The organism is Sphingomonas sp. FW306-05-A (genome assembly GCF_058782275.1).
Window position 1 is genome coordinate 48,062 of sequence record NZ_JBYSXN010000002.1, and the last position, 13,697, is coordinate 61,758.

The 13,697-nt window shown below is 66.5% G+C and carries 14 protein-coding genes; 4 read left to right on the forward strand and 10 right to left on the reverse strand.

Annotation, left to right across the window (positions count from 1 at the left end):
- Positions 1-63: 63 nt before the first annotated feature.
- On the reverse strand, positions 64-1,176 hold the full coding sequence (locus AC3WJR_RS09080; protein WP_492724352.1) for an acyltransferase family protein: 1,113 nt from the start codon (positions 1,174-1,176) through the stop codon (positions 64-66).
- A 265-nt stretch (positions 1,177-1,441) separates the two neighbouring features.
- Here AC3WJR_RS09080 and AC3WJR_RS09085 point away from each other — a divergent pair, with 265 nt between their 5' ends.
- Entirely contained in the window at positions 1,442-2,950 is a 1,509-nt protein-coding gene (locus AC3WJR_RS09085; RefSeq protein ID WP_492724354.1) for an ABC transporter substrate-binding protein, read from the forward strand.
- 27 nt (positions 2,951-2,977) lie between these two features.
- The gene (locus AC3WJR_RS09090) at positions 2,978-3,391 is read left to right on the forward strand and encodes a DUF4112 domain-containing protein (protein WP_492724356.1); all 414 of its coding nucleotides are present in this window, start codon (positions 2,978-2,980) and stop codon (positions 3,389-3,391) included.
- A gap of 41 nt (positions 3,392-3,432) precedes the next feature.
- Here the strand turns inward: AC3WJR_RS09090 and AC3WJR_RS09095 are convergent, their stop codons facing one another.
- The 3 genes from AC3WJR_RS09095 to nadC all read right to left on the reverse strand — a co-directional run bounded on the left by AC3WJR_RS09095 (position 3,433) and on the right by nadC (position 5,502).
- Complete coding sequence (locus tag AC3WJR_RS09095) at positions 3,433-4,140, reverse strand: ribonuclease T2 family protein (RefSeq protein ID WP_492724358.1); 708 nt, start codon at positions 4,138-4,140, stop codon at positions 3,433-3,435.
- A complete protein-coding gene (locus tag AC3WJR_RS09100) occupies positions 4,137-4,562 on the reverse strand; it encodes a hypothetical protein (protein ID WP_492724360.1) in 426 nt (141 codons plus the stop codon). Before AC3WJR_RS09100 ends, AC3WJR_RS09095 begins: the two co-directional genes overlap by 4 nt.
- An 82-nt stretch (positions 4,563-4,644) precedes the next feature.
- Complete coding sequence (gene nadC / locus AC3WJR_RS09105; RefSeq protein ID WP_492724362.1) at positions 4,645-5,502, reverse strand: carboxylating nicotinate-nucleotide diphosphorylase; 858 nt, start codon at positions 5,500-5,502, stop codon at positions 4,645-4,647.
- Positions 5,503-5,843: 341 nt separating this feature from the next.
- On the opposite strand from nadC, the gene AC3WJR_RS09110 reads away from it, so the two are divergent.
- A complete protein-coding gene (locus tag AC3WJR_RS09110) occupies positions 5,844-6,518 on the forward strand; it encodes a Crp/Fnr family transcriptional regulator (RefSeq protein ID WP_492724364.1) in 675 nt (224 codons plus the stop codon).
- A gap of 7 nt (positions 6,519-6,525) precedes the next feature.
- Here AC3WJR_RS09110 and nadA read toward each other — a convergent pair whose 3' ends face one another.
- From nadA to AC3WJR_RS09140, 6 genes are all read right to left on the reverse strand, one after another.
- Positions 6,526-7,536: a quinolinate synthase NadA gene (gene nadA / locus AC3WJR_RS09115; RefSeq protein WP_492726075.1), complete on the reverse strand. Its 1,011-nt coding sequence runs from the start codon at positions 7,534-7,536 to the stop codon at positions 6,526-6,528.
- Between the two features lie 53 nt (positions 7,537-7,589).
- Positions 7,590-8,348 carry a hypothetical protein gene (locus tag AC3WJR_RS09120; RefSeq protein WP_492724366.1) on the reverse strand — a complete coding sequence of 253 codons (759 nt, stop codon included), beginning with the start codon at positions 8,346-8,348 and terminating at the stop codon, positions 7,590-7,592.
- Positions 8,349-8,686: 338 nt separating this feature from the next.
- On the reverse strand, positions 8,687-9,370 hold the full coding sequence (locus AC3WJR_RS09125; protein ID WP_492724368.1) for a DUF4230 domain-containing protein: 684 nt from the start codon (positions 9,368-9,370) through the stop codon (positions 8,687-8,689).
- Positions 9,367-10,224, reverse strand: coding sequence for an MBL fold metallo-hydrolase (locus AC3WJR_RS09130; protein ID WP_492724370.1), 858 nt, complete (start codon positions 10,222-10,224; stop codon positions 9,367-9,369). Before AC3WJR_RS09130 ends, AC3WJR_RS09125 begins: the two co-directional genes overlap by 4 nt.
- Before the next feature lie 460 nt (positions 10,225-10,684).
- Complete coding sequence (locus AC3WJR_RS09135) at positions 10,685-12,442, reverse strand: M56 family metallopeptidase (RefSeq protein WP_492724372.1); 1,758 nt, start codon at positions 12,440-12,442, stop codon at positions 10,685-10,687.
- Positions 12,439-12,807: a BlaI/MecI/CopY family transcriptional regulator gene (locus tag AC3WJR_RS09140; RefSeq protein ID WP_131528954.1), complete on the reverse strand. Its 369-nt coding sequence runs from the start codon at positions 12,805-12,807 to the stop codon at positions 12,439-12,441. Before AC3WJR_RS09140 ends, AC3WJR_RS09135 begins: the two co-directional genes overlap by 4 nt.
- Before the next feature lie 156 nt (positions 12,808-12,963).
- On the opposite strand from AC3WJR_RS09140, the gene AC3WJR_RS09145 reads away from it, so the two are divergent.
- Positions 12,964-13,656, forward strand: coding sequence for a VIT1/CCC1 transporter family protein (locus AC3WJR_RS09145; protein ID WP_492724374.1), 693 nt, complete (start codon positions 12,964-12,966; stop codon positions 13,654-13,656).
- Positions 13,657-13,697 lie beyond the last annotated feature (41 nt).

Below are 13,697 nucleotides of genomic sequence, written 5' to 3' on the forward strand. Positions count from 1 at the left end.
GCGCCATCAACCGCAGCACGACCGCCCCCTCTCCGGCTCGGCCGGATCGGAGCGACGGGCGGTTCAGCCCTGCACCGCCAGGGTACGCCGCGCACGATCGGGTGCTGTCGATGCCCAGACCTTGTAGACGCAGAACCCGATAAACAGCAGCAAGCAGCCGACCGTGCCGATCGCCTCCGGCAACGTCGGGGCGGCCCAGCGCAGCAGCGCCACGCCCGGCAGGACCAGGCTATGCGCGACGTAGATGCTCAACGGATAGCGCCCGATACGCTCCAGCACGAACCCGACAACCGGTACCGTATAGCGGTCGAGCGCGACCAGCGCGGACAGCATCGCGCCGCCGACCATCGCCAGATACCAGAATTGCGGCGGTGCCGCGTACCCCGATGCCAGATCCCCCAGCGTCCGCCAGCCAACAACGCGACCGTCGCTCAAGCCCAGCAACGCCATGCCAAGCGCGATCGCCATCACGTCGCGGTGGAACGACGTGCCGTTCGCCCGGTGATTGCGGATCAGCACGCCGACGCCGATCATCAGCCATGCACAGCCCATCATCACGAACACGCCGTACTTGCCCGAGACGAACAGCAATCGCACCAGTTCGATCGCTTTCTCGCCCTGGAAAGGGAAGGCCTCATAGCCAAGCACACTGCCGATGAAGATCAGCAGCGCACCCCCCAGGAAGCCGATCCGCACAGGATCCTGCGCGATGAACCGGACCGCGAGCGCGGTGAGGAAAATGGCGACGGTATAGAACGTCAACACGCTGTATTGCGCGAGGAGCAAGCGAAACCAGAAGGCCGGCTCGTCGCTCGTCATCAGGACATTGACCGTCCCGTGCAGCGAGACGATCAGACTGCATAGCAACACCAGTCCGGATCGATTGATCAGCCCGCGCATCGTCGCATCCGGCGCTTTGCGCGCCTTCGGCACGTAGATGATCGCCAGCGTGATTCCGAAGATCAACACGAAGGCGGGGGTCGCCAGTCTGCCGATAAGATCGAGCATCGCACGCGGCGTACCGCCGATCCCCAGGCGCTCGTAAACGCCGGGTCCGAAGTGCGCGAGGATCATGCAGAAAATGGCAAGGCCGCGGACCTGGTCGAGCGCCCTGAATCGTGCGGGTCGCTTGGCAACCACGTCGCCATGGGACTGCCGCAGCGGCTGAGTACTCAATACAAATTCCCGAACGCTGCCAACAAAAGTTAGGTGCCTATTAACCAAATACTACATCATGCTCAAACGATTTGGTTTCTGATGTCCGGCATCCGCCCGATCTTTTACACGGCGCGACGCCTGAAGCATTTCGCTCTACCCGACGGACGATCTCCCGCCGCGCTGGGATCAATCGTCGAAACGGGTCGCTTCCGGGCAAGATCGTGGTGCCCCGTGATTGCCGAGAGGAGTGGCGCAGGCGTGCTCGCGATGGCAGAGGTAGCCAATGCTGCTGCCGCCCCCCCGCCGCTCCCCCCCGCCCCGCTCCCCCTTGCCCCGCCCTGCAGTATCGCTGCTACTGCTCGGCATCGCGACAGTGCTCGCGGCGTGTGCGCCCAAGCCCGATAGCGGCCCGGTCGTCGTCAGCGCGATCGGTGCCGCGCCCGCCCTTGCCGATCCTGCCAAGGGACGGCTGGACCCGTCCGCGCGCGTATTGCTCGATGCGACCGCGCAGGGCCTCGTGCGGTTCGACGCCGCGGGACAGATCGAGCCCGGCATCGCCGAACGCTGGAGCGTGATCGACAATGGCACCAGCTACATCTTCCGGCTGCGGGATGCCGAGTGGCCCGACGGCCGCAGCGTGACGGCCGCGGACGTCGTCAAGCTGCTGCGCCGCCAGCTGGCAACACAATCCCGCAACGTCCTCGTGCCGTTCCTCACCGCGATCGACGAGATCGTCGAAATGACCCCCGAAGTCATCGAGATCCGGCTGAAGCGTCCGCGTCCCGATCTGCTCAAGCTGTTCGCGCAGCCCGAACTCGCGATCGTCCGGATCGCGCAACCGGGCGGCAGCGGGCCTTACCGGATTCTCGCGCAGCGCGGACCCGTCGTGCGGCTGCGCCCCGCGTTCGATCCATCGCGCGCAGCCGATGACCAGGCCACCGAGCCCTCCGCGAATGACGACGCCCGGCTGATCGGCGAACGCGCGGCAATGGCGATCGCGCGTTTCGAGGCGGGTCATTCGGACGCGGTCCTGGGAGGCAGCTTCGTCGACTGGCCGATCGTGCTGGAAACCAGGATCGCCCCGATCAGCCGGCGGTTCGATCCAGCTGCGGGTCTGTTCGGCCTGGCGTTCACCAGCCGTGATGGCGTGCTTGCCAGTCCGGTCAACCGCGCTGCGATCGCGCGCAGCATCGACCGGGCGGGCTTCACGGCGGCGATCTCGCCCGAGTGGGAATCCACGACACAATTGCTCCCCGAGCAGCTCGATTCCGCGGCACCGCCCGCGCTTGCAGCGTGGACGCAGCCCCTTGCCCCCGACGAACGATCCCCGCGCGCGACGATCGATGCGTGGCGCGCGGCCAACCCCGGTGACGTTCGGATCCGCGTCGCGCTCCCCGATGGACCCGGCGCGACGATCCTCTACGGCTATGTCGCCGGGGCCCTGCTGTCGCTTGGCATGGCGCCCGAACGCGTTGGCCCCGATGCGCCCGCGGACCTGCGCCTGATCGACGAAGTCGCCCCCTATGACAGCGCCCGCTGGTATGTCGCGCGCGCCTGCCAACCGTGCAGCGGGGCCGCGCAACTCGCGATCGAAGCGGCGCGCGAGGCGGACTCGCCCCGGCTGCGCGCGCAACAGATCGCCGCGGCGGATGCGGCGCTCGCGAGCGATGTCGCCTTCATCCCGATCGCCCGGCCATTGCGATGGTCGCTCGTTGCGCCGCGGCTACGCGCATGGGCCGCGAACAGCCGAGCATGGCACCCGTTGAATCATCTTCGTACAGACACCAATTGATACACTATGGCCCAGAACACGACACGCATGTCTTCCCCGCACTTCGCCGAGATGGCGGCGCGTTATGCCAGCAAGGATCCTGCGGCGGTACGCCAGCGGATCGAGGCGATGGAGCGCCTGCTGGAAGGGCTGTTCACCATTCCGGGGCTCAACCGCAAGGTCGGGCTCGATTTCATGCTCAACATCCTGCCGATCGGCGGGGACATCGTCGGTGCGGCGATGGGCAGCTGGATTGTCTGGGAAGCACGCAACCTGGGCATGACCAAGATGCAGATGGCGCGGATGTTCGGCAATGTCGGGCTCGATTTCACGCTGGGGCTCGTGCCGTTCATCGGCGCGATCCCCGATCTGATGTTCCGCTCGAACACGCGGAACCTCAAGATCATCAAGCGGCACCTGGACAAGCACTATCCCGCGGGCGCGGTCGTCGATCAGGTGTGAGGCGGCAGATCACGCAACCAGCGTGATCTGCGCCCCTGCCCTCAGGCTTTCCCCCGCCACACCTTCACAGCGGTGGCCGGGGATACGCCCCCGGAATTTGCATGACAGGGCTCGTAAACGAAACGCTTGTCCAGGCACAGCCATAGTTCGTCGAGCCAGCCGCGTTTGTTGACGGTCACGCGTACTGCCTGCGCGGGAAGCCCGGGATTGGCGCGCGCCATCGCTGCGGCGATCTGTCCGGCATTGAGCGGCCCGCGCGACATTGCGCGCAGGTCAGGGAAGCGAAGCCGCCCGTACAGGCCTGTCGAACGCGCGAAATAGGCGTCGGGGGTGATCCCCATGCACGTCCCGTGCTTTGCCCACTCATGCTGGATCAACTGCGGAGACGGGGTCGCGCAGACCGTCCGCCGGATCAGCGTCGCGGGGAGCAGCGGGGTCGCGGCGCAATATTGCGGCCACTCCTTGCCGACCCCGTCGGGCCACAGCCCGTGAAGCGTGAAGCCGAACGTGTTGCCGCTGCGACATTGGAAGCGCGCTTGCGGATCGCGTGCATTGGTGTGGCAATATTCCGGCGCCCAGGTCAGCGCGAGCGTGTAGCCGCCGATCGGCAGGATCCGCTGCGGCTGGTTGGCCGACGGCAGATCGGGATGCGGGCGCGGCAGCGTCGCTGGAACGCTGCATTGCTCGGTTTGGGCAGTCGCAACGCCCGGTGCGGCGAGCATCGCGAGCGCGATGAGGGCGTTCTTCATGCTGCAGTTTCCTCAAACCAGACGCGCGCGTCGGGGCGAAACAATTGCCATACCGCGATCCCGTTGAGGACGAGGCCGACGATTCCCAGCACGCCCGACAGTCCCGGCTGCAATTTGCCCGTCAGCGCGGCGCTGAGTGTGGTGACCAGCACCAGCGCAAAGAATGCGGTGATCAGCCACTTGGCGACGACCGCGCGACGACGCGCGGCGAAGAACCACAGCGCCCCCGAGATAGCGACGCTGATCGCGGTCCCGATCAACAGCATGTTGACCGCGAAAGACGGTCCGAACTGCTGTGCGCCGGGGTTTGCGACCAGTCGACCGAGCGACTGGTTCCACGATAGCGCGACGTTGAGCAGCCCGACCGCGACGCCGCCGAGATAGCAGCGCTCGAACCAGGTAATGGAAATGGGACGGTGCATGATTCGTTTCCCCCAAAACGATGATGATGAGCTTAGCCTGTTTGTCTCGCGACACTAGTAGCTTGCGACCAATAGGCTGGCGTCAGGACTGCGGCGTGAAGTCGAGCCCGATATCGACTGCGGGGGCGGACTGGGTCAGGCGGCCGACGCTGATGTAGGTCACCCCCGTCTCCGCGATTGCGCGGATCGTATCCAGCCGAACGCCGCCCGATGCTTCGGTCGGGACACGCCCGCTGACTTCCGCCACCGCGCGGCGGAGCGTCGCCGGATCCATGTTGTCGAGCAGCAGATGCGTCGCGCCCGAATCCAGCGCGGGGGCGATCTGGTCCAGCGAGTCGACTTCGACAATGATCCGTGCGATCCCCGCCGCAACCGCGCGCGACACCGCTGCCGCCACACCGCCCGCCACCGCGACATGATTGTCCTTGATCATCGCTGCGTCCCACAGCCCGAGCCGATGATTGGTCGCGCCGCCCATCCGCGTCGCATATTTCTCCAGCCGCCGCAGCCCGGGGATCGTCTTGCGCGTATCGAGCAAAGTCGCGCCTGTCCCTGCGATCGCGTCGACGTACGTGCGCGTCAGCGTCGCAATTCCCGACAGATGCTGCACCGTGTTGAGCGCGGACCGCTCCGCGGTCAGCAAGGCGCGCGCGTTGCCCGACAGGCGAAGCACGTCGCTTCCAGCCGCGACCCGGTCGCCGTCCGCAACCAGCCACTCGATCGTCACCGCAGGGTCGAGCGTCCGGAAGAACGCCTCGGCGATCGGCAATCCCGCGACGACGATCTCCTCGCGGCTATCCATCACCCCGGTGAAGCGCGCGTCCGCCGGGATCACCGCCTGCGCGGTGATGTCGCCGGCCTCGCCCATGTCCTCGGCAAGCGTGGCGGCGACGAAGGCGGCGAGATCGAACCCGTCGAGGGCAAAGCATGGATCGGTCATGCCCCGCCTTACCGTGGCAGCGAGAGCGGGTCAGCCCAAATTCGTGGCCCGTCGCGTGCGTGATCCGGCGCAATCCTGACATGGAATTCCCGTCGGAACAGCGAGTCCCCGAAGTTGCAAGATATCGTTTATCAACCTTTTTGTACTTAACCTGTGTTCCGACTTTATGTTGCAAAAAGTCGGCAACAATATTTACGCTTGTGCTACGTCAAGATGACACCGGACGATTACAATGACTTCCACACATTTTACGTGACGTGCACTAGACCCCCTTCGTTTGGAACGTGATGCCGATACCCTCGATACACGACGTCATTATCGCTAGTCTTTCACGCCACAGCGTGCTCGATCCGGATGACCACGTTGCGATCCGCAGGTTGATCCTCACCCAACGCCAGGTCGAACCCTCCGCCTATCTGGTCCGGGAGGGCGAGAAGCCGGTACGCTGTTCGTTCATCCTCGGCGGCTTTACCTATGCCCAGCGATTGACCAGCACCGGCGCGCGCCAGATCGTCTCGCTGCAGATCCCCGGGGATTTCGTCGACCTCCAGAATCCGTGGTTCGAAGAAGCGGATCACAACGTCCAAGCGCTGACTCGCGCGCAGGTCGTCGACATCGACGCCGGGGCGCTCCGCACGCTCGTGGCCGATCGTCCTGCGGTCGCGGCGGCGCTATGGCGGATGTCGCTGATCGGATCGTCGATCCTGCGCGAATGGATCGTCAACATCGGGCGACGCGACGCGCATACGCGGGTCGGTCATCTGCTATGCGAATTCTCGCTCCGCCGCGAAGTCGCCGGAATCCCGTCGACCCGTGCGGATCACTTGCCGATGACGCAGGAACAGCTCGGCGATACCGTCGGACTGACGCCGGTCCACGTCAACCGCGTGCTCAAGGCGCTCGCCCAGCGCGGGTTGATCGAGCGCGATCGTCGCCAGATCCGCATCGTCGACTGGGCCGGCCTGCGCGACGCGAGCGACTTCAACCCGCGCTACCTTCACCTTACCCCGCGCTGACGGGGGCTCAGTCGCCCGTCACGCGCAACGGGCCGAGGTCGCCCATCCCGACCGTCCCGCTCGCCATCGCGAGCATCGCGTCGAGGCTCTTCTTCGCCTGCAACCGCAGCCCTTCCTCGATCTCGATCCGCGGACTCAGGTCGCGCAACGCGACGTAGAGCTTTTCCATCGTGTTGAGCGCCATATACGGGCAGATGTTGCAGTTGCAGTTCCCGTCCGCGCCCGGCGCGCCGATGAACCGCTTCCCCGGGGCAGCCTTCTCCATCTGGTGGATGATGTGCGGCTCGGTCGCGACGATCAGCGTGTCGCCCTGCATCGTATCCGCGAAGCTGAGGATCCCGCTGGTCGACCCGACGTAATCGGCATGGTCAAGGATGTACGGCGGGCATTCGGGGTGCGCCGCGACCGGCGCGCCTGGGTGCTGCAATTGCAGCTTGAGCAGCTCGGTCTCGCTGAACGCCTCGTGGACGATGCACACGCCCGGCCACAACAGCATCTCGCGCCCGGTCTTGCGCGCGAGATAGCCGCCGAGGTTCTTGTCCGGCCCGAAGATGATCTTCTGGTCGAGCGGGATCTGGCTGAGGATCTTCTCGGCGGACGACGACGTGACGATCACGTCGCTCAACGCCTTCACCTCGGTCGAGCAGTTGATGTAGGTCAGCGCGATGTGATCGGGATGCGCCGCGCGGAACGCCGCGAACTGGTCGGGCGGGCAACTGTCCTCGAGGCTGCAGCCCGCATCGAGATCGGGCAGCACGACGATCTTGTCGGGGCTGAGGATCTTGGCGGTCTCCGCCATGAAACGCACACCGCAGAAGGCGATGACGTCGGCATCGGTCGCCGCGGCCTTCTTCGACAGATCGAGACTGTCCCCGACGAAGTCGGCAAGATCCTGGATCTCGGGCTTCTGGTAATAATGCGCCAGGATCACCGCGTTGCGATCCTTGCGCAGCCGGTCGATTTCCGCACGCAGGTCGAGCCCCGTCAGCGTCCCCCCGATACCACCGCGTGCGTCCATACCCATGCTCCCGCCTTTATCTGCGGCTCACATGGCCCGTGCGGGAGCAGCGATCAACCCGTGAGTGTTTCCGTGAGTGCGAGAACGGGGGGCGAGAAGGCAATCGGCCGCATCGCCGCAACCGTCACCGTGATCACGCCGACGCCCCACAGATAGGCCGGGTGAACCTTCCCGCGCGTCAACAGGTCATACGCAATCGCTACCGATAGATAGACCATCATCACCAGCCAGATCGACCACAGGATCCACGTTCCCATCAGCGGCAGCGGTAGCAACCGCCCTATCCCCGGCGTCATTACCTGTACCGCGCCACACAGCATCAGCCGCCGGTGCCAGTCGAACTGCGCGCGCAACGCCACCCCCGCCCAGGTGAACCCTGCGAATACCGCGGTGTTGAGCCAGTCCATCACGAGGAAGACGTTGGGTTCGAAGAACGGCGGTATGCGGTGCGCCGCTGCCGACAGAACCGTGATCGACAGCCCCGCCACGACCATCCAGGCGAGATAGACGCTGGCAAACATGCCGAGCCGCTGGTGCGCCACGAAGGACCCGCGGAACACAAGGAAATTCTGCGTCGCATAAAGCGCGAGCCACCCGACCGCGGTGACGCCGTGGAGATGCACCCACCACGGCGATGCAAGGCTGGAGCGACCCGCCGCGAATTGCAGCGCGAAGCCGGAAATCGTCGTGACGACGATCGCCATCGCCATCGCCATCGCGAAAAAAAACGCGCGGTCGCGTTCGACCGAAGCCCCCGCCGCGCCAACTTGCGTCGCCACCCCCGATTCTCCCCCGAAAATCTCGATACGCAAGCGTTACCATATTGCGGGTGGACGGGAAATAGCGGGACGCTTCACGCCGCCGCCGAAGCCGTGGCACGCCCCCCTCATGCCTGCGAAGGCATGGCCTCGGCAAAACCCGCCCGTCATCCTGAACTCGTTTCAGGATCCAGCTCTCCGCCAGTCCGAACTATGCCCGTTGCGCAGTGGATGCTGAAACAAGTTCAGCATGACGGCAGCTTTTGGGCGCGGGGCGACGAACAAACCTCCGATTGCCTTCATGCAGAGGTCTTGCCTGCGCGGGAATGACGGAGAGGTGGGTAGCAACTCCGTGTGGCGCTTGCATACACGACGTCAGGCAAAGGCACTGGCTACCCGCGGTTGCCCAGAACCTCCGCGATCGACCGCGTGGTATCCCAGACTTCGCTATTGTCATGCGCCTCGTCCGCGAAACGCACCTTGACCGTCGCATCGAGCCCGGCAGCACTCAGCGGCAACGCGAAGCTCCGCTCGACCGCGCGGCGCGTTGCGTCACGTGCCAGCTTCATCGGTACCGGCTCATGCGCCTGGCGGACCAGTTCGCGCTGCCCCGCCGAACGGTTCGCGGCTTCCAGCTTGGCATCCGCGTCGCTGATCGCGGAGAGCAAGCCGCCCTCGCCATATTCGCGGATCTGCGTCAGGTCGATCTGCGGCGGGGAGACCTCGATCGGCGGCAACGTCACCCCCAAAGTGCGCGTCTTCGCATCCCAGGTCACGTCGCGCGCGGTCAGCTTCGCCATATCGACGCGGTATTCGACATTGCCCGGCATGATCAGCGTCTTCTTGCTGGTCAGCCCATATTGCGACTGGGTCGATGTCGACACCGCAACGTAGCGCGCCGCGAACGCCGACAGCCGGTTCTGCTCGCGCAGGCCCTGCAACGATCCGCTCGCGATCGTCACCGGGTCCGGCCCCGCGAGCTTATGCTCGACCAGCGCCCCCAGTCCCCAGAAGACGGCGAGAATGAAAACAGCGATCAGCGCCAGCGCGCCCGCAAATTTGCCGAGGAATTTCATGCCGCTGCGCTCCATAGGTCCCCCGTCTCGCGCACCTGCCCGCGCTGCCGCAAGTCGATCAGATGCGCCAGCACCGAGCGTTCGGCGGCGGAGAACAGCCGCGGGTCGATCCCGACGTACATCCGCGCGACCATCGCGGGGATCGTCTCGGACGACGCGCGCAGCAGCCGCAGGATCTGCCCCTCGCGCTGCTTGCGATGCCCGAGCATCCCGCGCACCAACCGCTGCGGGTTTTCGATCGGATCGCCGTGCCCGGGATAATAGATCCGGTCGTCGCGCGGGAGCAGCTTCTCGAGGCTCGCCATATAGGACGCCATGTCGCCATCGGGCGGCGAGACGATGCTGGTCGACCAGCCCATCACATGATCGCCGGGAAACAACGCCTTGCTCTCGGGCAGCGCGAAGGCGAGGTGGTTGGACGTGTGCCCGGGCGTTGCGATCGCGCTGAGCGTCCACCCCTCCCCGCCGAAGCTGTCGCCCTCCGCCAGCACGCGGTCAGGCGCATAGTCTGCGTCGAATGAGGCGTCGGCGCGCGGGCCCAGATCGTCGAGCGCGAGCGGGGCACACCCGACGATCGGCGCGCCGGTGATCGCCGCGAGCGGGCGCGAGGCCGGGCTGTGATCACGGTGCGTATGCGTGACGACGATCGCGGTGACGGGCCGTCCGGCGATCGCCGCCACCAGCGCGGCGACATGTGCGGGATCGTCCGGGCCGGGATCGATGACCGCGAGATCGGTCGTTCCGACCAGATGCACTTGCGTGCCGGTGTAGGTAAAGGGCGACGGATTGGGTGCCAGCACCCGGCTGACGAGGCGCTCGCGCTGTTCGGGCACGCCGGTCTGTTGCTCGCTCATGCGGTTGAAATGGCGGCTTGCGCGAAGTGGCGCAACCCCGGCGTCAGGCAGCCCTCCCTCTCCCACCGTCACCCTGAACTCGTTTCAGGGTCCACCGCGCCGCAAGTCCGGTTCGCGCCCGTTGCACGGTGGATGCTGAAACGAGTTCAGCATGACGGCGGCGTGGGGGTAGCAGCGGCACCTCTTACAATCGCCGTCACCGTGAACGCGTTGCAGGGTCCACCGCGCCGTGGGGATAATAACGACACTCCCCTACCCGCCGTCACCCTGAACTCGTTTCAGGGTCCACCGCGCCGCAAGTCCGGTCCGCGCCCGTTGCACGGTGGATGCTGAAACAAGTTCAGCATGACGGAAGCTTTCGGAGAGGGGCGACGCTCCCCTTCCCACCGTCACCCTGAACTTCTTTCAGGGTCCACCTTGCCACAAGTCCTGCCCGCGCCCGTTGCGCGGGACAGGCGGATCACTGCCCCCGCGCGATGTCACTTTCCAGTTCGGCAATCGCGGTATTGATCCCCTCCAGCGCCCCGCGCCGCGCGTCCGCCGGCATGTCGCGGTTGAGCAGCATTTGCGCCCGCGCCGCGCGCAACCCGTCCAGCGCTTGGCGATAGGCGCGTTGTTGCATCTGCTCCCCGTTCATCGCGAGTTGCGCGCCCCGGGCCGCAGCGGCAGCGCCGCGAGCGGCGGCTGCCGCACCCCGCGCCTGCGCAGCGGCAATGCGGTCGGTGCAGACGGTGATCCGCCGACGCCCTGCATGCCGATCCTCGATCGTCATGCGGTGCCCGTCGCCGCGCGTTCCGCACGCCAGCGAGCGGACTTCGGGAACATCGGGACGCTGCGGCACCGCGGGTACCTCGGCGACGTGGGTGATCGTGCCGTCGTCACCGATCAAGCTCGCCTGCCCGTTCGGGCCGAGCTTCACATAGCGACCGTGCCGGACGATCCGCTTGCCGTCTTTGTCGACGGTGACGACCGTCGTCCCGCGCTGCCCCGCGGCAGCCTCCGGGGGAAGCGGTGGCTCCGGTGCACGCGGGGCCGACCACGCGTCCGGCGCGTCCGGCACCGTCACTGGCGCGGGCGCAGCCGGGGCCACCGGGGCGACGGGCATCGCGTCCTCCGGACGATCCGGCGTCTCGGCTACCGGCGGCGCGGCCGGCACGGGCGGCACCTGGTCGTCCCCGCTCATGCCGACTGCGGGCACGGCTGGCGGCGCGAGTGCGGCGATATCGACCCCGGTCGCACGTTCCACACCCGAGCGCACGCGTTCCGCCGCCGCACTACCCGACGCGGTCAGCCCCAGCCCGCCGAGCGTCAGCGCCGCGATCACCGCACCACCGCCGACCAGCCGCACGCGCGACGTCCGCTGCGTCGTCAGCATCCGCAGCCGCCGCTTGAGATCGTCGATCGGGTTGAGATGGCAGGTCGCGGCAACCTCGCCGTACAGCGACGGATGCGCCGCCTTGACGATCGCGCACGCATAGACGTGCCGCCGCATCGGGTTCATCCCCGCCAGCACGCGCGCATCATTGGCGATTTCCTGGTCGGCGCGAAACGCCCGGAAGGCGCGCCATGCGATCGGGTTGAACCAATGTACCGCAAGCACGCCAAGCGCGATCCAGTTCGCGATCAGGTCGCCGCGCGCATGATGGCCAAGCTCGTGCGCCAGCGCGAGGTCGCGTTCCTCGGGTTCATAGCGTTCCGCGAAATCGCGCGGGAAGGCGACGTAGCGGCGCACCACCCCGAAGGCGAGCGGTCCGCTCGCGGCGTCGCTCTCGATCACGCGGACGCCGTCGAGGTCGATCTGCTGCCCGACGCCCGCCAGCATCCGTGCGCAGAACCGGCGATGCGATACGACATGCCACACGAAGAACCCGCCCGCGCCGATCAGCCAGAGCGCGGCGATCGCCGGGACGATCCAGGGATTTCCGGCGGCAGCATCGATCTCCGAAGCAGGTGCGTTGAGCAGCATTCCGACCGGATGCGTCGCAAAATGCATCGGAACCGCGGTGGCTTCCGTAACCGCCTGCCGAGTCGCCTCGGTCCAGGCGGCGGGCAACGGCGGCAGCACCAGCCGCAGCACCGGCAGCGCCCACAGCGCATAAGCAACGTTGGCCCCGAACGCGCGCCGCACCGGCGTCCGCAGCACCAGCACCAGAACCATCAGCACGCTCGACGCGATCATCGCCTCGATTGCGCAGCTTATTCCGTCCGGCCCGATCATGACTTCAGTCCTTTCAACAAGGCTTCGATCTCCGCGATATCCTGCGCGGTCAGTTCATCGCGTTCGGCGAGATGCGCAACCAACGGGGTCAGCTTGCCGCCGAACAATCGGTCGATCAGCCGCTTCGATTCGCCTGCGACATAATCTGTACGCTGCACCAGCGGCCGGTACAAATAGCGGCGACCATCGGCTTCATGCGCGATGATGTTCTTGGCCAGCAACCGGCCCAGTAACGTCTTGACGGTATTGGCGCTCCACTCGCGCGTGTCGGGAATCCGCTCGGACACGTCTTGCGCGGTCAGCGGGCTTTCGTCCCACAGCACCTCCATCACGGCATGTTCGGCATCGCTGATCTTCTCGGGCATTCGAGTCGCCTCCGTACTGACTACAGCTGTAATCGTACCGTTTACGTCTGTAGTCAATAGCCCCGCCGACGTTCCCCTGTGCGACCTTGGCGACTTTTGACGGACGGGCGCGCCACTGCATCTGGCCTGATCGCGGCGGGGCGGTTACGGCGGGGCATGATCCGCCATTCCGAAAAGCATCTTGTTCAGCGTGTTGGCTGGCTCCGCGCCGCCGTCCTGGGCGCCAACGACGGGATCCTGTCGACCGCCAGCCTGATCGTCGGCGTCGCCGCCGCCGCCCGCGCGCCCTCCGAAGTCGTGCTGACCGGAGTCGCCGGGCTGGTCGCGGGCGCGATGTCGATGGCGGCGGGGGAATATGTCTCGGTCAGTTCCCAGTCCGACACCGAAGCCGCCGACCGCACCCGCGAAGCCGCTGAACTGGAAGAAGATCCCAAGGCCGAGACGCGCGAACTCGCCGCCATCTACCGCCACCGCGGGCTGGATGCGGCGCTGTCGCTGCAGGTCGCGGAGCAGCTGATGGCGCACGATGCGCTCGGCGCGCACATGCGCGACGAACTGGGCATCCACGAGGTAATGGAGGCACGTCCGGTCCAGGCCGCGCTCGCCTCCGCCGCCAGCTTCGCGCTGGGCGCGATCTGCCCCGTGCTAATGGCGTTCCTGTTCCGCGGCACCGCGCTGATCGAAGCCGTCGTCGTGACGACGCTGCTGCTGCTCGCGCTGCTCGGCGCGACGGGCGCGCGGATCGGAGGCGCACCGCTGTGGCGCGGCGCGCTGCGCGTGCTGTTCTGGGGTGCGCTGGCGATGGCCGTGACCGCGGGGATCGGGCATCTGGTGGGGACGCAGGTTTGAGGTGATGCGGGCGGGTTGACCCCTCGCCCCGCCCCGCCCTA